Here is an 18,670-nt window from a genome sequence, read left to right on the forward strand (position 1 = left end):
TCATCGGGTGAGAGTTGCCCGCAGCTCAGCGTCGCGCCCCGCTGTTCACCGGGCAGCCGTTCACACTCGAATAGTCCTTTTTTGATGCGCTTGGAGGGCGAATGTGGCTGTTCGGGGAGACGATGCCCCACGTACCAGTGGCAAGACCTGCGCAGGCACAGGTCATCCGGGAGCAGCCGCCGACCGGCCGCCGCACCGGCAAGCCCGTCTGGTACGCGCCGGCCGCCGTCATCGGCGACGTGACCGGCGCCGCCATGCCGGTGTATCTGGCCTTCGCGCTGGTCGGCGGCACGCATGCCGTGGCCTACGCGATGGTGGCGGCCGCAGCATGGCTGCTCGTGCGCGGCGCACGGGACCGCTACGGAGAGCGCTGTCTCGGTGAGCGCGACAACATCGGCCCCGCGCTGCAGGACTGGCTGGTGCTGGTCGGAGTGCTCGCGGTGGTGCGGGCGGCGACAGGCGAGGAGTCCCCGTTCCTCCTTGCGCTGGCCGCCCTGGTGCCCTGCGCCCCGACGAGCGCCGTCGTACAGCATCTGATCCACCGTCATCTGGTCGCGCGACGCCGTGACGGCCGGACCGTCCGCCGGGCCCTGGTGATCGGGGAGGCGAACGCTGTCGACGGTCTGGTGAGCCACCTCGCGAAGCGGACCGACCACGAGTTCGTCGTCGTCGGGGTGTGCCCGATCGGCGACGAGGACCCGCACGTACTGGCCCCGGTCGCCACCCGTATCGGCCGGCAGGCACCGCCACGTCCGTCGGCCGACTCCGCCCCGGTGCTGGAGGCGGCCCGGCGGCTCTACGCGGACGTGGTCCTCGTCGTGCCGGGACTGTACATGAACGGAACACGCCTGCGGCGGCTGTCATGGGCCCTGCACGGCGAGGAATGCCCGCTCGTGGTGGTACCGGGTCTGACCGAGGTTGCCGGGCGCCGGGTGGGCGTCCTCTCCGTGGCCGGGCTCACCATGCTGGCCGTGGCCCCGCCCCTGAGGCGGGGGCTTGCGACGCTGCTCAAGTCGGTGACGGACCGGCTGGGCGCGGCGCTGCTGATCGTGCTGCTCGCCCCGGTGTTCGCGGCGGTGGCCCTCGCCGTACGGATGGACTCCCCGGGCCCCGCCGTGCACCGGCAGACGCGCATCGGACGCGGCGGAAAACCGTTCACCATGGCCAAGTTCCGCACCATGGTCGTCGACGCGGAGCGGCTGAGGCATCAGCTGACCGGGACCAACGAGCAGGACGGCCGCATGTTCAAGATCCGCCGCGATCCGCGGATCACCCGCGTCGGCCGGGTGCTGCGCCGCTGCTCCCTGGACGAACTGCCCCAGCTGTTCAACGTGGTGCGGGGACACATGTCCCTGGTCGGTCCGCGACCGCCGCTGCCCGACGAGGTCGCCGGTTACGACGAGGTGGAGCGGCGCCGGCTGACCGTCAAGCCGGGGCTCACCGGCCTGTGGCAGGTCAGCGGCCGCTCCGACCTCTCCTGGGACGAGACGGTCGCCCTGGACCTCAGGTACGTGGACAACTGGTCACCGTCGGGGGACCTCGGGGTGCTGGTGCGGACGGTGCGCGCGGTCGTCGGGGGCACCGGGGCCTACTAGCGGTGTTTTGCCAGGGCGGGAGTGAGAGGTGGTGGCTGAGCGGTCGGCCGGTCCGCGGGAGCTGGCGGCAGTCCGGCTGGAGTGCCAGTGCCTGTCACGGCACTAGGTGGGGCCGGAACTCCTTGCATGGGAAGGGGCTACGGCTGCCGCGTCGCTTTCACATCGATCTCTCGTATCGGTGCATCGGGCATCACCCGGCGAAACAGGCTTTCATCCGTGCGGCGCATTCGGGCTCCGGAATTCACCCGGGAAGGTGCGTCGTCCAGCACCTTTACGGAGATTCTGAGACTAGCCTGACTTTCCGTAACTTCGGCAGGGAAAACCGAACCAGCCGGACGGATCTTCGGAGTGCCAGTGGCCGCTTGGCAAAGCAGCAGTCTGACAGCGACTGAATTCACCGCCGATCTGATGACACCCGAAGAACTCGAAAGACGTGCCGATTACATTTTCCATCTGCTCGACGGCTGCGACTGGGCGGGCCCGGACCCCTACGACGGTCTGACAAGTCCCCTGGCGTCCCTTGCCATCCACCCCTTTCTGCGCCAGGTTCTCCTGCAGACGGTGAAGAGAAGCCCGGTCGATATCCGCCCCTGGCTGGCGATCCGCCCACTGCGCACGGCAACGGCCTGCGGCCTGGGGGCGACCGCTTGCAGCCGTCTCGCCGCTTCGCCCCTCTGGCGCAGCCGGGCTCGGAAGCTCGGACGGTGGACCGCCACCAGACAACTGCGCGGCCGCTATGCGGGACTCTGGAACTACGAGTTCGACGTGCAGACGCGCTGGGGGCACTACCCGGCCTCGATGCCGAACATCGTCGCCACCACGTTCTGCGCGGACGGATGCCTCGACACCGAAACGCTGGACGGCGCCGCCGCCGAAAGTCTCGCCACAGCGCTGCTGGACCAGTTGTACACCGGTCGTCATTTCGCCTATACGCCGGCGTCCGCCACGCTGATCCACAACGCGAACCTCATGGGCGCGGCACTGGCGGCACGACTCGCCGGTCTGGACGGGATGCGCCGGCCACTTGCCTCGCGCCTGACCGATGCGGCGCGCTCGGCGGTGACCGCCACCGCGGAGGGGCAGCGCCCCGACGGCTCGTGGCCGTACGGCACGTCCGCGAACCTCGGGTGGGTGGACGGCTTCCACACCGGCTATGTGCTGCTGCGGTTCGACGCGGCGTCGCGAGGACTCGGGCTCAAACCGAACAAGGTGATCGACTCGGGAACTCGGTACTACCTCGATCACTTGTTTGACGGCTCGGTACCCCGCTACTACGCGGACGTGAAGACTGCGCGGGGCCGGCACGCGCGCCGTGACCCGAACAACGACGCGACGGCCGTCCGTATGGCGGTCTGGGCGGAGGAACGCGGTTACGTCCGCCCTGGCTTCGCAGACCAGGTCCTGGAAACCGTCAGCCCGGCGCTTCCCGGAGATGGCGGGGCGCCGGCCCTGTACGCCAAGGCCCTCCCGGGCCCCCCGGTTCGGAGGTCGCCGCGGTGGAGCCTGGCACCACTCCTCGACGCGCTGACCGCCTTCTACGTGACTCGGCGCGGCCAGTGAGCGCGCCGGTGAGGACGACCCGATCCATGAGGCTCACTCCGTCGGCCGCCTGGACCGTCCTCTACACGGCCGTCGGCATCCTCACGCTGACCGCCGTCCTGATCTCACCGAGTGTGCCGACGGTGGTGCTGTTCGCCGCCGCGATGCTGACGGCGTTCGCCCTCCTGTGCGATCGGATCCCGCTGGCTGCCGGCGTGACCTGGTTGGTCCTTTCGCCGGCCCTCTACCCCTTCGTCCGCTATCCCCAGTCGGGCTCGCTTCTGACGTTCGACCGCATGTACCTGAGTGCGCTGGTTCTCGCGCTCCTCATGAAGCGGAGCGCCAGGAGGCCCAGCGCGCCGAGCGTGCGCGCCTTCGTCATCGCCGCAGTGGTGTTCGCGGCACTGTTCCTGATCCGCGCCGCGACCACGCGCCCCAATGTCGTGGGCGCTCTCGAGACCTTCGTCGACGCGGTTCTGCTCCCCTGCGCCGCCTTCTGCATCTGCCGTCGCACAGCGGACACGCCCCGGAAGCTGCGGGTGTGGGCAGCGGGGCTCATGGTGAGCGGGACCCTTGTGGCCCTGTTCGGCATCACGGAACGCCTCTTCGGATACGAGCTTGCTTCACTGAGCGGTGGTGCCGTACGAGCCGACTCGGAGGCCGGCGGCGTGATCAGGGTCTCCGGTCCCTACTCGGTCCCAGAGGTCTACGCACTCACCCTGGCCCTCACCCTGGCCGCGACCCTGTTCTGGTGGATGAGCGGACGGACTCACGGCGCACGCCTCAGAGTGCTCCCCTCGTTCGTGGGCCCGGTGCTCGCCACCGTGCAGCTCGTAGGCATGATCGTCTCGCTTTTCCGCGTGGCCTGGGCCTGTGTCCCGGTCATCCTCGTCATCGGCCTCGGCCTGCGGTTCGGGCGCAGGCTGAGATTCGCCGTCGTGGGATTGGCCGTCGCCCTGGCAACGCTGACGCTGTACGTGCCGCTCCAGGACAACGCGGTGTTCCGCACGCGCATGGGCAACACGGCCAATGTGGCGGGGCGGCTCGCCACCTACCAGATGGGAGTGGATATCTGGCGATCCGCCCCCCTGACGGGCGTGGGCATCAACCAGTTCGCCGCCACGCAGAGCCGCGTCGGCGTCCGGGAGGTGTGGGGGGTGCGGGCGGTGAAGTCTCCGCACAGTTCGTTCATCGCGACCCTGGCGGAGCAGGGAGCAGTGGGGTTCACGGCTCTGGTCGCCGTGTGCGGATTCTGTGTCAGGATGCTCCGTCGGCTCAGCCGATCGGCGCCTGCTGATCCGACGTACCAAGTGCTGCGAGCAGCAGTGATCGCCGGTGCCGTGTCCTACCTGGCGTTCTCCGTCGAGCTGACCATGCTGCCCCTGGGGCCGAGCAACGTCGTCCTCGCCGTGCTCCTGGGACTCGCGGCAGCCGCGATCCAGCAGTCCCAACCGCCGGCCGCCGAAAGGCAGGCTGAAGTCGGCACGGGCCGGGCCGTCAAACCGCGGCTGGTGGAGTCGGCGTCATGACCTCCGTCGGTCTTGGTGGCGTCGTCCGAGGGTGCGTGAAGGTCAGGACGGCCTTCGCCTCCACCACGGTCCGTCAGGCCGTCGGCTTCGCCGCCTCGAGCGCGGTGCTCGGCGGACTCGGCATGGCCACATCGGCTCTGCTCGCCAGATCCCTGGACGTCGGCGCTTACACGAGCTACACCTTCGGCAAACAACTGCTGCTGTTCAGCGCGATGTTCTTCGAGTTCGGGCTGTTCCTGCCCGCGGCACGGATGCTGGCGTGTTCGGAGTCGGCAGAGCGGCATCGCATCACCGGTGCGGTCGTGACGTTCTTCCTGCCCGTGTCCGTCCTGTTCGGTCTTACGATCTTCGCGCTGTCGTGGATCGTGGACTCCGGCTTCAATGTTCACGCGGGGCCGGCTCTGAGACTGGTGGCCCTCGTATCCGTGGGTTTTCCCCTTGACTTCGTGTGTCTGCAAACAGCGCAGGGGCTCGGCCGACTCCACAGCTACTCGATCGCCTCAGTGCTTTCACGGACGGGCTTTCTCGGCCTCCTCACGGCCATGCCGGCGTTCGGAGTACACCTGACGTCGTCCGAGGTACTTCTGACGGACGCCCTGTTCCTTCTCGCGGGGTGGTCTGCGCTCCTGGCGTACCTCCGGCCTGTTTTCTGCGGGCTCCGCGAATCCATGGCGCGGATGATCCGGGGTGCCCGTGACTATGGCTTCTCGGCCTACATCGGTCGGGTGCTGAGCATGGGCACGTACCACATGGACACGCTGATGCTCGGTGCCGGCAGCGAGCCACGCTCGTTCGCCTGCTACATGTGCGCCGCATCGCTCGCGTTCCCCATCGGGCTTCCGGGTGCGGGTCTGGCGACGGCGCTGTTCGGGCGGCTCGCCCGTCAGCCTCGTATGGACCTGTACTGGGTCGCGGCGGTGACGGTGGCGAGTGCCGTACCGGCAGTCGCGTTGAGCATGCTTGCCGCGCCGTTGGTCCGGTTGGTCTATTCCGATGAGTTCCTGATGGGGGCGGGGCTGGTGCCGGTCCTCGCAGCGGCGCAGGTCGTGGGTGCCGTGACCCGCCTGTTCAATACCTTCCTGGCGGCGCACGGTCTCGGATCCGACCTGCGGACCGCGGCGATCACCCTGACGGTGTCCAACCTCATCCTCAATCTTCTGCTGATTCCGGGCTTCGGGGCCGCGGGAGCGGCGTGGGCGAGCCTTCTGGCCCTTGCCGTCAACCTGGCTGTTCACTTCATTCGGTACCGGCGAGCCGTGAGCGCGGGGGAGACAGCCCCCCAGATCGGAGAGGCGGGCTCGGGGACCGCCTCCGAAACTTTCCGTCCGGCGACGGGGCAGGGCGCAGCCGCGCGGTAGCCCGGAGCGGTTTGGTGACCCGTCCGGCACCGCCGTCATTGGCTTCCCACCACGCCGCCACACCACCACCACGCAGAACAGGCCGAAAGGGGCGGGCCCGCGCCCCGTTCTCCCGGAACGGGCTCGGACCCGCCCTGGGGAACTCACGTGCCGGAGAACCCTGTTGTACCCACGGCCTCCTCGTGCGTGAGCTGGGCTCGCTCCCGGTCCACACCCCGGGGCTTCCCGACTTCACCAGCGCCGGGTGTGCAGCCGAGGGCCTCCGCAAGCGCCGGGGTGGTCGGGGTGGTCCCTGCCCGACCGCTTCCCGTGAGAGCAGCGGACGCCCTGCATGCCACGAGCGAACTCCACAGCGCCAGCCGGAAGTCCGCCTCGGCGACCTTCTCGCCCTGCAGCAGCCGCGTCAGGGCCCGCATCTCCTCGGCGTGTCCCTTCGGAGCCCCCCGATAGACCGACTCCGACTTCTTCCCACCCTTCCACACCGCCAAGGACTCGAAGTCCTCGATCCTGGCGGCGACACCGTCGCAGGCCACCTCAATGAACTCCTTGGGGGCCCCGGGCGGTGTGAGGCCGCCGTACACGATGGAAGCGGTCGACGAGTCGGCGTAGGCGATCTGCAGAGTGACACTCTGGGCCGACACGGGGTCCCTGCTGTCCACGCCCGTGGCGGTCACACTCACCGGCCTGCCCGGGACGAGGAAGTTCGCGGTGTCGATGAAATGGCAGACTTCACCGAGCAGTCGGCCACCCTGCCGGTGGTCGAAGTACCAGTGATCGGCAGGCAGTCGGCCGGCGAAGACCCGATAGACAACCTGGAGCGGGGCCCCCTCGGGCAGTGCGGCACGCAAGTCCCGGACTGCTGGGGCGAACCGCCGGTTGAAGCCGGCGAGCGCCGGGGCGCCGGACCGGGACCAGGCGGCCGCCACCTCCTCCAGCTCCTGTTCCGATAGGCCCAAGGGCTTCTCGCAGTACAACGCAATACCGCGGCGCAGCACTTCTGCCGCATAGCGTCCGTGGCTGTCATGGCGGGACAGCACCATGACGCAGTCGGCATCGCCTGACGCCAGTCCGTGCTCGGCGCTCTCCGCGACACTGCGGAATCCCCATCGCCTGCCCTGTTGCACGGCCGTGAGACCTCGTGCGCTCGACACCCACGAGAAGCTGACACCTCGTTCACGGCGCAAATGCGGAAACAGCATCTTGGTGGCGAAGTTCCCCGCCCCGATCGCGGCGATCCTCGCGTCGGCAGCAGGCGGTGACCAAGTGGCGGGCTTGTCCTGACACCGCCGTGGCTCGGTCACCTCGGCGGTGCCGGGATAGCGCAACAGCAGAGCGACACGCCGCCGCGGCCGTTCTGTGTTCAGGACGCGGTACGCCTCGGCGGCCTCCTCGACGGCGAAGATCCGGGGGTCGAGGCTCTCCAGGCCGAGTCCGGGCACAAGCCTGAGGACCTCGGCCAGGTTGCGGCGTTCGGTCCATGGCACGTAACCCTCGGGGTACTCCTGGCCCGACTCCTCGAAGCGCGGGTCGTACCGTCCCGGTCCGTACGAGCGGGAGTAACGGACCGAAAGTTCCTTGTGGTAGTAGGACGCACGAGGCGGGGCCACCTTGACGTCTCCCACGATGACCACGGTGGCCCGGTCTCGCGCCAGGCTCCCGGCCAGCTCCACCGGATCAGTGCTCGAGGTCGCCGCCGTCACCAGAACGGCGTCCGCGCGTGCGCCACCCCAATGACGCGCGACGGTTCCCGGGAGGTCTTCCGTGTCCCTGCGGTAGGCGACGAATCCGCTGCTCCGGGCCGCATCGACGGCTGCGGAGTCCTGGTCCACGCCGACCGGGTCGTACCCGTAGGCCCGCAGGAGCCGCAGGGTGAGCTGTCCCACCAGTCCGAGGCCGATCACCGCGACACGGGATCCCGGAACCGCCTCGGCCTGGTGGATTCCCTGGAGTGCGATGGCCCCCACGGTGGCGAACGCGGCCCAGCGGTCCTCCACACTATCCGGCACGGGCACGACGAGATTACGGGGCACGGCCACGATCTCCGCGTGGGATGCGTAGCCGGCTCCCCCCGCTGCCACACGCATACCGGGGGTGATGTCGCCGACTCCCTCGCCGACCGCGATCACCTCACCCGCGCAGGAGTACCCGAGCGTCATGGGCCGGTCGAGCCGGTCCTGGACCATCCGGTAGGTCTCCACGACGCCGAGCTGCCGAGCCGTGTTGAGGACCTGTCGGACCTGGTCGGGGCGCTGGCGTGCCTTTCCCACGAGGCTACTGGCGCCCGTCTCGAGCGTCGCCCGCTCGGTACCGGCGCTGATCAGCGAGTAGGTGTTGCGGATCAGCACCGTGCCCCACTGCACCACGGGGGGCGGAATCTCCGCCACACTGATCGAACCGTCCCGAGCCGACAGCAGTACTGCCTTCACGTCAAGCGCCTTTCGGAAGAGTGGACGGCTCAGCCGGCCGCCCCAGTTCGGTATCGGGCCGTGTGTCCCCCGGCGTGGCGAGCGCGCGGTACAGGCGCGTCAGCGTCCTGCTCTCGCTCTCCCAGGAATACGCGGTCCGTGTTTTCCCGGCGTTGCGCCGGAACGTCGCCAGGTCGGCGGCGACCTCACGCAGGGCCTGGGCGACCGACGCGGAACTCGCCGGATCGAACACCGCCCCCGTCGGGCCGGCCGGGCTCTCCAGCACCGCCCTTCGCACCTCGGGGAAGTCGCTGCCCACCACCGCGAGGCCGGCCATCAGGTACTCGAAGAGTTTGTTGGTGTCCCCCAGGTAGCAGTTCAGACCGGAATTGGTGAGAGCCACCACGCCGACGTCCGCGCCGGCGGTGTACGAGAGGAGCTCGTCCACCGGTGCGGCGGGCAGGATGCTGGCTCTGTCCTCGATCCCGCACTCCGCGATCAGGTCGCGCAGTTTCCGCACGGTGTCGTCACTACCGAAACCGATGAGCACCCAGTGCCAGCCCGGCAGCCCGCGCAGGGCGGCCGCGACCGCCCCGAAGCAACGGGAGTCGAGGTAGAAGCCCCCCTGAAAGATCAGCACCAGCCGGTGGCGGGGAATGCCCAGCCGAGAGCGGAGGTCCTTCGGCTCCATGCCGGGGTCGGGTGTCCGTGGATAGTTGCCGATGACGGCGGGGCGGCTGCCGTGCAATTGCTCCAGGTATGCCGCGCGTGAGGGATTGGTGGTGATTCTGGCATGTGAGTGGCGCCAGACCACTCGTTCCCATCTTTGGATCACCCATCGCACCGGCCCCCGGTACTTGCAGGCCTCCAACTCATGCGCGTCGTACACCAGTGCGGCGCCGTTGCGGCGCGCCACGAGCAGCGCGGGCAGGCTGAGGTGGAGATTGTGGCAGTGCACGGCGTCCGGCCTTCCGCGGCCCATGAGCAGCACAGCCTGCGCGGCGCCGATGCCCGCGCAGGCCAGCCGCAGCAAGCGGGGAAGATTCCGCGACGGGAAGGGCACCACGTCGTAGCGAACCCCCTCCTCGACGGTGCTGCTTCGGCGCCGGACGCCGGAATCGAAGCCCACGACCCGCACGTCATGGCCATCCTCGGCCAGCGCGGTGGCCTCCCGTCGTACGCGGGCGTCGCTGCGTAGGTCCGACACCACAGCCATGAGGATCTTCATGTCCGTGCTCCGTCCGCCGCCCGGAACCGAAGCTCCCATGAGACCGGACCCTCGGCCCGCAGCGTGGCGCGAAGGACGGGTGCGGTGACGACCCGGCCGTAGGCGGGAGACCAAGGCATCTCCTCGACGGCGAAGGCGAGCCGGGGGCCGGCTGTCTGGCTCAGGACCACCACCGTGCCGTCGGCCATCAGCAGCGTTTCGCCGTCGCATTGCTCGGCGCGCACGCCGGGGGACAGCGGAAAGCTGACCGCGAGGGTGTGTGGGGCGCGGCACCCGAAGTGGTCGGAAATCGTCAGGCCCTGCGGGTCCAGGGTGAACCGGCGCCGGTGCACCACCGGGTCGTCGAGCCGGCGGTACCCCTCATGGATGGCCTCGACGACCTGACGGCCCGAGCCGTCCGCGTGGTGGTCCACGACCCGGGCGCGGTCGTCGCTCCGCATGGTGAACAGCAACGCGGAATCGAAGCGGTTCTGCTCCTGACCGTCCACCTCCACCGTGGAATGCGAGCGGGTGGCACGCAGCAGGTTCCGCAGACGGGGATCCGGTGTGTAGACGCCGGTCCCAGGGTCCGTCACGATCTCGTGCCCGTCCACGCAGAGCACGAACGACAGCGTGTCGTTGTGGCCGTGGCCACCATTGCCGAGCTGTCCCACTCCGCCGCACTCCGCGAGGCACCAGTACGGTCCCGCCGACAGGACGTGCCAGCCGGCCGACGCGAAGGAGGCAGCCTGTGGTCGGGTGCCGGTCCGCCTCGTCGGCGCTCCGCACCACTGAGCCAGTTCCGGCCCCACCGTCTCCCCGGACGTGTCCGTTTCCTCCTCCAGAGCCGCCGCGGCGGCAACGATCGGCGAGGCGTCGCGTGGATCCCGTCCGGACTGCAGACCGATCACCAGACCGCTGTCGTCGTCCCCGAGGGCGGGCAGAAGTCCGTCGGGTTTGGTCAGTGCGGACAATGCCTCGACCGCCGCCAGAAGACGGTTTTGGACTTCGGGCCGCACCGGCATGCGGAGGCGGCGCAGCGCGAGCAGGCCGACGAGGGCCAGCTCCGTCGACAGACGGTGGTAACCCGTGGATGCCTCGAAGTTGGAACCGTCCTCGTGGAACTGCTTGACGATCTCCCGCTGCAGCTGCCGGCCGCCGATGCGGAGCCAGAGCCGCCCGGCGGGGCTGTGGCGCAGGGCCCCGCCGGCGTGGACGAGTCCGACAAGGTCGGCCAGGTAGTGGTTGCTGGTCAGACGCGGACTGTATTCGAGGTTGGCCACGATGAACCATCCGTGGTCCCGTAGCATTCCGCCGGCCAACGACGCGAAGCGCGGGTCGCCGAGGATCTCCGCCGCCCACACCAGATTGGCAGCCCGGATTCCCGCCTCCATCGCGTTCGTCCAGTTCGGCCCGACCCCCACCGGATTGGCGGCTGCCCAGGAACGGAGGAGTTCCACCGCCCCGTCGCGGTACCGGGAGTCGCCCGTGTAGGCGTGGGCACGCGCAAGAGCGGTAAGCCACTGCAGCCGGCCGACCTCCCAGGGCACCTTGATGTCGGCGCGGCCTGGAACGGGGCCGAGAAGACGGTGGTGCCGGTCCGGCCATGTGAACCCGTGGACCGGATCCTGATGCCAGCCATGCGGCTTCTTGTCGACTGTCACGGTGCCGTAACCAAGGACGGTGAACCTGCCCTCGAGCGCCGCGTCCGCCTCACGAAGGCATTCCTCCAGCTCCAAGGGGCTCGGCCCCACCTTCGGGCGGGCGCCCACAGCGCCGAGGACGAAGGGACGCCAGTTCTCGGGGATCGGCGGACGTGCGCCGACCGTTCGATCCCGTCTGTCCGCACATGCCCTGCATCCGGTCCGGAAGGTGCGCCAGCCCAGTTCGGCGGCGAGCACACGGGGCGGCAAGGCGGCCGCCGAGACGGCCAGTCGGCGCAGACGGGCCAGGTGCGGGCGCCCCACACGCGCGGGGTTGGTGTGGTCAACGTGCCTCAACGGGGCACCTTCTCAGCAACCGGTCGGTCAGCTCGTCCGCCGATTCCCCTTCGATCCACACGCGGTGCCAGACCGCGAAGTTGAGGATCGGCCAGAGGAACCAGGCATGGTGCGCCCGTCCGGACCGGTGTTCCGCGACCATGTCGGCAACTGCGTCGGTCCGGAAGTATCGTCGCATCGCGGGTGCTGTCAGGAGATCGAGAAGTGCGTCCCCCATGGGACCGCGCAGCCAGTGCGCGATCGGAGCCCCGAACCCCTGCTTCGCCCGGTTCGTCACCCTCTCGGGCACGATGTCGGCGAGAGCTCGGCGCAGCACCACCTTGGTGCGGTCGCGGTCCAGCTTGTGGTGCACAGGCAGCCGATAGGCGTACTCCACCAACTCCTGGTCAAGGAAGGGGACGCGGGCCTCGACCGAGTGCGCCATGGAGAACCGGTCGATGCGCATGAGCAGCAGCTCGGGCAGCCGGAGTGTGAACTCGTAGTGCTGTGTGTCGAACGCCACCGTCTGGAGGGCGGTCTCATCACCGGTGAGTTGCGGTGGGATCAGAGGCGGGTCGTACGGGTGCGCCACCAGTACCTGGGAGCGAACCGAGGACGGCATGCCCAGGGGATAGTGCATCGGGAGCTGTCTGCCGCCGACGGCCCCCATCATCAGATCGAAGCCCCTTCGGCGCCGTGAGCGCGGTACTGCAGCGGCGAGGAAGCGGCGCGACCCGGCGGGCAGTCTCTGCAACAGCCGCAACTCACGCTGTCGTTGCATCGCCCGCACATAGCCCGGATAGCCCCAGAACAGTTCGTCGGCGCCCTCGCCGGCCAGCACCACGGGAACCCCGCGGCGCCGGGCCAGCGCGCAGACGAAGCCCAACGGCATGCAGACCGGATCCGCGAGCGGCTCGTCCTGGTGGTGCACCATGGTCGTCAGCGATTCCAGTGCCTGTCGCGGAGACACCGTCACCTCGTGGTGGTCCGTGCCGAAATGCTGGGCCACCCAGCGCGCCTCGTGTCGTTCATCGAGACCGGGCGCGTCGGTGAAGCCCACAGAGAAGGTCGAGGTTCGAGCGGCCCGATCGCGGAGCAGGGCGACCAGCGAGGTGGAATCGAACCCCCCGCTGAGCAAGACCCCGACCGGAACGTCGCTCATCAGCCGTGCCTGCACGGACCTTTCCAGCAGGTTCCGTACGTGCGACGCGGCGTCCGGCAACGACACGTCCAGGAAAGAGCGTTCCGTGGTGACGTCCCAGTACCGCCAGGTACGGACTCCTCCGGCGTCGCACGTACCGGCTGTCCCGGGAGGCAGCTTGTTGATCCCCTGGTAGAGGGTCGCCGGGGAGGGAACCACGAGGTTGGCGAGGTAGCTCTCGAGGACCGTCATGTTGACTTCGGGGGCGACCCTAGAGTGTGCCAGCAGTGCCTTCGCCTCGGAGGCGAACAGGAAGGTGCCGTCCCGAGCGGTCCAGTAGAGAGGCTTTTCGCCGAGTGGATCCCTTGCGAACAGCAGACGTGCCGCCTTGGGGTCCCAGAGCGCGAAGGCGAACATCCCTGTCAGATGCTTGACGCACGCGTCGCCGTAGTGCCGGTACGCGTGGAGGATGACCTCGGTGTCGCACTGGGTGCGGAACCTGGCGCCCCGGCCTTCGAGATCACGGCGCAGGGCGGGGTAGTTGTAGATCTCGCCGTTGAAGACCAGGCACTCCCCGCCTTCGCCGAACATGGGCTGGGCGCCGTGAGCGAGGTCCACGATGGCCAACCGCCGGTGACCGAGACCCACCCGGCCGTCCTCGCTGACGTGCACTCCGGCGCCGTCGGGGCCGCGATGGGCCAGTCTGTCGCGCATCTGTGTGACCGCTTCCGGCGTGACACGTCCCTCTGAACGCCCGTACTCATAGATGCCTGCGATCCCGCACATGGTCAGCCCTTCTCCGTGGCCGGGTGGGTGGTCGGCAGGGACAGCCTGGAGAGGATCTGTCCGGCCCGCCGTTCCCAGGTGTGCTCGGCGAGCGCTTCCTGACGCGCGTTGCGACCGAGCGCCGCCCCGTGGTCGGTCAGCTCCAGCACTCGTGTGACGCCCTCGGCGAGGGACTTCGGGTCACCGGGCTCGGTGAGCACCGCGGTCACGCCGTCTGTCAGCATCTCGCCGATCTGCTCCAGACGGCTGGCCACGACAGGCCTGCCGAGCGCCATGTACTCGAACAGCTTCGTGGGGGAACCGAAAAAGGGGTCGGGTCCCTTCCACACGTGCGGCGAGACAAGAACGTCACAGCGCGACAGGACATCGAGCGCCTCGCCGTGAGAGACGCTGCCGGTCCAGGTGATGCGGTCGCCGACGCCGAGTCTGTCGGCCATCCGCACACAGTCCTGTCGCCGCTCTCCATCACCGACAAGGACCAACCGGACGTCCGGCGGAAGGTGGCAGAGGCTTTCGATCGCCACTTCCACCCCATGCCAGTGACCGAAGCTGCCGACCCAGCCCAACCTGGCTCCCTCGCGGGCCGGCAGCGGTGAGGGCTCGGGGATGCACGCCGCATCGACCGCATTCGCGACCACCTCCACCCTGGAGGGGTCGGCTCCCATGTCGGTTGCCATCGCCGCAGCGGCCCGCGAGACGGCCGCAACGACACTCGCACTCCGCACCGCGTGCCGCTCGCACCGTGCCCCGATCGCCTGGAAGAGCCTCTTCAAGGGCGCTTTCCGGTACCAGTACCGGTTCTCCCACACGACGGAGGCGTTCCATTCCAGCACCAGCGGAACGCCCAGTTGCCTGCTGATGTCGGCCCCGGCGCGCGACAGGAACGAATTACGCTCATAGACCAAGGACGGCGGTGTTCGCAGGGCGAGAGCCAGTGCCGCCTCGCGCATTCCGTCATTGGCAGCCAGCTGGGCCGACTCCCGGATGAAACGTTCACCGCGTGGCAGGGGTGCGGCGATCTCGACGACATCGACGGCGGCTCTCAACTGCTCGGGCGGGCGGCCGTTGGTCACCAACGCCACCCGCCAGCCGAGTTGCCGGAAACCGTTGAGGATTCCTGAGACATGGCTGACAGCCCCACCGACCCCGACCTCCCCCGCGTCCCGCCATAAAGCGAGGACCCACGGCCTCTCGGGTGAGCCAACCGTGCGGCGGTTCTGCGGAGCCCACGCCTCACGGGCCACCAGTTCACGCAGAACGCGTCGGCCGGCCGTTGCCGCGTCCAGCACACAGCGGACCGTCAGCGCTCCGCGACTGCCGACGGGAACGTACTCGTCGGGGCGGCTCAGGTCGATGATGCACCGTTCACGCACCGGTGCCAGCGCAACGACCAGCTCGACAAGGGTTGCGAAGGGCCTGCGTGCCGTGTCGTTGGTGAGCAGAGCGACCGCTGAGACACGCTGCCGCCGCAGCTGCGCCCGGTATCCGCGGACATCCCGGATGGCGTCGGACGCGGCCATCACCACGACGGGTTCCTGCCCGAGTATCGAGGCGGCGGTACGCCTGACGCCGGGCACCCCGAAGCGCGACTCGGTCAGGACCGCCCACCGCTGCCGGCCGTTCATACCGCCTCTGAGATCAGGATGGGCAGTCAGGGGAACCTCCGGAAGGCGACTGTGTTCGGTCCGAGGATGTCAAGGTATTCCGGACGAAGCATTGCGTCGCGATACAACACAGCAAAGCGAAGGAGTGACGTCAAAAATGAATTAATGACGGCACGACGGGCGTTGGATGCGGCTGCCCGCAACCGCAACGGCCGATCGACGTATATCCGCCCGGAAACGGCCGAGCGGTTTTCCTTCGAAGGCATCGCCGTTGAGTAGGATCTCACGCATGAAAACCGAGGCTCGTAAAGCGGCGAGCGAACAGTGGTCGGCAAACCCTGCGGGTACAAATCATGCAGCCGCCCCTGAAGGCACGAAGGAATTCTACGATCAAATGACCAGCAGCCGTTATCGGCTGCAGCCCTGGCTGCCGAATCTGCTGCGCTCGTGGGTGCCGTCCGGACGCGTGCTGGAGATCGGCTGCGGGGCCGGGACCGATCATTCGGTGATCGCCGGCATCGCCCGGGATACCGTCGCGATCGACCTGGCGGAACGCGGGGCTCGGCTGACGCAGACAAGACTGGAGCTCGAGGGCCGGCCCGGGGTCGCACAGGTCGCCGACGCCGAGTGCATGCCCTTTCCCGACGAGTCTTTCGACGGGGTGTATTCCTTCGGCGTCCTGCATCACACCGATCATCCGGAGCAGGCCGTGGCCGAAATGTGGCGGGTCATGCGTCCGGGGGCGACGTTCATGGTGGCGCTGTATCACAAGCACAGCACGTTCGCAGCGCAGAAAGCCCTCACCTATCTCATCGGTATGCGCTGGCGTTCGCAGAGCTGGCGCGATTATCTGCCGGAGCTCGAGTACGGCGCGGCCCGGCTGAAGGACCGGCCACTGGTGCGCCTGTACAGCCGCAGGTCGGCCAAGCAGCTCTTCTCAGGGTTCTGTGATGTTCGGGTGACCGTCGAACATCCGTCGCTGCGCGGCTACCTTCTGCCCCGTTGGCTGCGTCCTTTCGGCTGGTACGTCATCGTCACCGGCCGCCGGTGACCCGGGCGGGGCCGGGTTCCCCTGTGGTACCCGGCCCCCCGGATGTGCTGTCAGGCACGAGGAACGTCAGTGCCACAGACCGCGGGTGTCGAAGACGACCTTGCCCCGCACCATGGTGCGCTTGACACCCTGGAAGGCGTCGTGGTCGACGAGCAGCACGATCAGGTCCGACTCGTTGAGGGCCGCCTCGAGATCCACGAGCTTCGCCTGACCCGTGTCCGCGAGCACGGAGGGCAGTTCGGTGATGTGCGGCTCGACCACCAGCAGACGGCCCACTTCCTCCCGGGCGAGTTCGGCGGCGATGTGCAGAGCGGGACTCTCCCGCAGGTCGTCCACGTTTGCCTTGAACGCCAGTCCAAGGCAGGCGATGACGGGGTCCTTGAAGCGCGCCGCGGTCCTCGACACCTCCGCGATCACATGGGTCGGCTTGGCATCGTTGACCTGCCGGGCGGTTCTGATCAGCCGGGCCTGCTCGCTGGCCGCACTGACGATGAACCACGGATCGACGGCGATGCAGTGGCCGCCCACCCCTGGGCCCGGCTGCAGGATGTTCACCCGTGGGTGCCGGTTGGCCAGTGAGATCACGTCAGCCGTGTCGATGCCGAGGTGGTCGCAGATCATCGACAGCTCATTGGCGAAGGCGATGTTGACGTCGCGGAACGCGTTCTCGGTCAACTTGGCCATCTCGGCGGTGGTGGCGTCCGTGACATGGCATCGTCCCTGGGTGAACAGCTCGTACAGGCTTTTCGCCCGAGCGCCGCAGCATTCGCTCACCCCGCCGATCAAACGGTCGTTGGTGACGATCTCGATCATGATCCTGCCCGGCAGGACGCGCTCCGGGCAGTGTGCGACGTGCACGTCCGCGGCACTGCCGGCGCTGTGCGGGAAGGTGAGGTCCGGTCGTCGCTCGGCCAGCCACTCGGAGAGCCGCAGCGTCGTTCCCGGCGGCGACGTCGACTCCAGCACCACGAGAGCGCCCGGTTGCAGCACGTCGGCCACCGATGCCGCCGCGTCCCGGACGTACGACAGATCCGGTTCCCGGTCCTCGCCCACGGGAGTGGGGACGGCGATGATGAAGGCGTCGGCAGGCTCGGTCTGCGAGGAGGCGCGCAGGCGTCCCATCGCCACCGCGCCGCTCACCGCGACGGCGAGGTCCGGTTCCACGAAGGGCGCCTGTCCGGCGTTGATCAGGTCGACTGTGGCCTGGTTGACGTCCACACCGACGACGTCCACTCCCTTGGTGGCGAGTGCGGCAGCGGTCGGCAGCCCGATGTAACCGAGCCCTACAACGGAGACAGTGCTGAACACACGAGTTCCTTTCTGAACTTCGTAAAAGAGCACACTGGGTACGGCGGTTCGCCGCTGAGTGCGGGGCGGGCGGAACAGCCACGGCGCTACCGGTGCGCTTTCCGCTGCATCACGGCGTCGCGCAGGACCAGCAGGACGAACGCGGTATTGCCGATGAGGTAGCGGACGAACAGACGCCGTGGCTCCTGCATGAGCCGGAAGGACCACTCCAGGCCGACTTTGCGCATCCATCGGGGTGCACGCGCCCTAATCCCGGCCACTACGTCGAAGGACCCGCCGACGCCCACTGCCAGTCCGCAGTTCAGATCGGCCAGGTGCCGGGCGAGGAAGTACTCCTTCCGCGGCGTCGGCACCGCGAGGAAGAGGAGGTCGGGACGGGCCGCGCGGACGGCGGCCACCACCTTGGGCTCCTGTTCGTCCGACCAGTAGCCGTCGCGGTATCCGACGACGTCCACGCCCCGGCTCGTCGCGATGGCCGCCACCCGACGCACCACGGCAGGCTCGGCACCCAGCAGGAAGACCCGATAGCGCTCGCGCGCCGCTCGTTCCCACAGCGCCAGCATGAAGTCGATGCCGGTGACTCGTTCGGGAAGAGGACGTCCGAGCATCCGGCCGGCCCACACCACAGCTTGCCCGTCGGCATTGACCAGCTCGCAGGAACGGATAATGCGTGCCAGCTCGGAATCCCGTTGGGCCCTGACGATTTTCGCCGCGTTTACCGAGACGTGTTGGTGAGGTCGCCCATCGGCGATCAACTCATCGGCCGCGGCGATACTTTCCGCCAGGGTGAGCGCGTGCACCGGCAACCCGCACACGGAAACCGGAACTGTGTCGCTCAAGCGGTGAGACCGGTCCATCGGTGCGGGAACATTGTCTGGCCCCATAGCCTCCGCCTGGACAGTGGACGTGTCCGCCACGCTAAGTCCAATTGACGCCCACACGGTCCCAAAGTGCGCCACGGGCCGGCAATGCAACTCGAACGGACCACCGTTCGGCCCCGGTTCCCCCTTTCCGACAGTCGACGCCGGACCACCCGGACGCTTGACGGGCCGTCATGGTGAACCCTTCCCCTGTCGAAAGGCAGAGGGAAGCAGCGGTACGGCCGATCAGGGACGACTGAAAGAGCGATTTCTCTCATCCGGCCAGCCGACCGGCGCGCTCGCCTCCG

The 18,670-nt window shown here is 68.5% G+C and carries 12 protein-coding genes; 5 read left to right on the forward strand and 7 right to left on the reverse strand.

Annotated elements, in window-relative coordinates:
• Window positions 1-122: 122 nt before the first annotated feature.
• From KVT44_RS08430 to KVT44_RS08445, 4 genes are all read left to right on the forward strand, one after another.
• Window positions 123-1,595: a sugar transferase gene (locus KVT44_RS08430; RefSeq protein WP_254649130.1), complete on the forward strand. Its 1,473-nt coding sequence runs from the start codon at window positions 123-125 to the stop codon at window positions 1,593-1,595.
• Between the two features lie 408 nt (window positions 1,596-2,003).
• The gene (locus KVT44_RS08435; RefSeq protein WP_217566572.1) at window positions 2,004-3,155 is read left to right on the forward strand and encodes a hypothetical protein; all 1,152 of its coding nucleotides are present in this window, start codon (window positions 2,004-2,006) and stop codon (window positions 3,153-3,155) included.
• Window positions 3,156-3,181: 26 nt separating this feature from the next.
• A complete protein-coding gene (locus tag KVT44_RS08440) occupies window positions 3,182-4,663 on the forward strand; it encodes an O-antigen ligase (protein ID WP_217566573.1) in 1,482 nt (493 codons plus the stop codon).
• On the forward strand, window positions 4,660-6,021 hold the full coding sequence (locus tag KVT44_RS08445) for a lipopolysaccharide biosynthesis protein (RefSeq protein WP_217566574.1): 1,362 nt from the start codon (window positions 4,660-4,662) through the stop codon (window positions 6,019-6,021). Before KVT44_RS08440 ends, KVT44_RS08445 begins: the two co-directional genes overlap by 4 nt.
• A 143-nt stretch (window positions 6,022-6,164) precedes the next feature.
• Here the strand turns inward: KVT44_RS08445 and KVT44_RS59975 are convergent, their stop codons facing one another.
• Genes KVT44_RS59975 through KVT44_RS08470 form a run of 5 tightly spaced genes read right to left on the reverse strand, consistent with a single transcriptional unit; the run spans window position 6,165 to window position 15,164 of the window.
• Window positions 6,165-8,447 (reverse strand): bi-domain-containing oxidoreductase, encoded by a 2,283-nt coding sequence (locus KVT44_RS59975; protein ID WP_217566575.1) that lies wholly within the window; start codon window positions 8,445-8,447, stop codon window positions 6,165-6,167.
• Window position 8,448: 1 nt separating this feature from the next.
• The gene (locus tag KVT44_RS08455; protein WP_217566576.1) at window positions 8,449-9,654 is read right to left on the reverse strand and encodes a glycosyltransferase; all 1,206 of its coding nucleotides are present in this window, start codon (window positions 9,652-9,654) and stop codon (window positions 8,449-8,451) included.
• Complete coding sequence (locus KVT44_RS08460; protein ID WP_217566577.1) at window positions 9,651-11,633, reverse strand: alginate lyase family protein; 1,983 nt, start codon at window positions 11,631-11,633, stop codon at window positions 9,651-9,653. Before KVT44_RS08460 ends, KVT44_RS08455 begins: the two co-directional genes overlap by 4 nt.
• Complete coding sequence (asnB, locus tag KVT44_RS08465) at window positions 11,620-13,539, reverse strand: asparagine synthase (glutamine-hydrolyzing) (RefSeq protein WP_099922590.1); 1,920 nt, start codon at window positions 13,537-13,539, stop codon at window positions 11,620-11,622. The genes KVT44_RS08460 and asnB overlap by 14 nt, the downstream gene beginning before the upstream one ends.
• A gap of 2 nt (window positions 13,540-13,541) precedes the next feature.
• Window positions 13,542-15,164 carry a glycosyltransferase family 4 protein gene (locus tag KVT44_RS08470; RefSeq protein WP_217566578.1) on the reverse strand — a complete coding sequence of 541 codons (1,623 nt, stop codon included), beginning with the start codon at window positions 15,162-15,164 and terminating at the stop codon, window positions 13,542-13,544.
• Between the two features lie 268 nt (window positions 15,165-15,432).
• Here KVT44_RS08470 and KVT44_RS08475 point away from each other — a divergent pair, with 268 nt between their 5' ends.
• Window positions 15,433-16,194 carry a class I SAM-dependent methyltransferase gene (locus KVT44_RS08475; RefSeq protein ID WP_217566579.1) on the forward strand — a complete coding sequence of 254 codons (762 nt, stop codon included), beginning with the start codon at window positions 15,433-15,435 and terminating at the stop codon, window positions 16,192-16,194.
• A 66-nt stretch (window positions 16,195-16,260) separates the two neighbouring features.
• On the opposite strand, the gene wecC is transcribed toward KVT44_RS08475, so the two are convergent.
• Window positions 16,261-17,502: a UDP-N-acetyl-D-mannosamine dehydrogenase gene (gene wecC / locus KVT44_RS08480; protein ID WP_099922588.1), complete on the reverse strand. Its 1,242-nt coding sequence runs from the start codon at window positions 17,500-17,502 to the stop codon at window positions 16,261-16,263.
• A gap of 86 nt (window positions 17,503-17,588) precedes the next feature.
• A complete protein-coding gene (locus KVT44_RS08485; RefSeq protein ID WP_217566580.1) occupies window positions 17,589-18,341 on the reverse strand; it encodes a WecB/TagA/CpsF family glycosyltransferase in 753 nt (250 codons plus the stop codon).
• Window positions 18,342-18,670: the final 329 nt, after the last annotated feature.

The organism is Streptomyces sp. GbtcB7 (genome assembly GCF_019091445.1).
GTDB lineage: Bacteria > Actinomycetota > Actinomycetes > Streptomycetales > Streptomycetaceae > Streptomyces > Streptomyces mirabilis.

Bases quoted from the DNA above. Each gene is read 5' to 3' on its own strand.
- KVT44_RS08475 (WP_217566579.1), top strand. From the start codon at position 15,433: ATGAAAACCGAGGCTCGTAAAGCGGCGAGCGAACAGTGGTCGGCAAAC.
- KVT44_RS08435 (WP_217566572.1), top strand. From the start codon at position 2,004: ATGACACCCGAAGAACTCGAAAGACGTGCCGATTACATTTTCCATCTG.
- KVT44_RS08440 (WP_217566573.1), top strand. From the start codon at position 3,182: ATGAGGCTCACTCCGTCGGCCGCCTGGACCGTCCTCTACACGGCCGTC.
- KVT44_RS08470 (WP_217566578.1), bottom strand. From the start codon at position 15,164: ATGAACGGCCGGCAGCGGTGGGCGGTCCTGACCGAGTCGCGCTTCGGG.
- KVT44_RS08455 (WP_217566576.1), bottom strand. From the start codon at position 9,654: ATGAAGATCCTCATGGCTGTGGTGTCGGACCTACGCAGCGACGCCCGC.
- KVT44_RS08430 (WP_254649130.1), top strand. From the start codon at position 123: ATGCCCCACGTACCAGTGGCAAGACCTGCGCAGGCACAGGTCATCCGG.
- KVT44_RS08445 (WP_217566574.1), top strand. From the start codon at position 4,660: ATGACCTCCGTCGGTCTTGGTGGCGTCGTCCGAGGGTGCGTGAAGGTC.
- asnB (WP_099922590.1), bottom strand. From the start codon at position 13,539: ATGTGCGGGATCGCAGGCATCTATGAGTACGGGCGTTCAGAGGGACGT.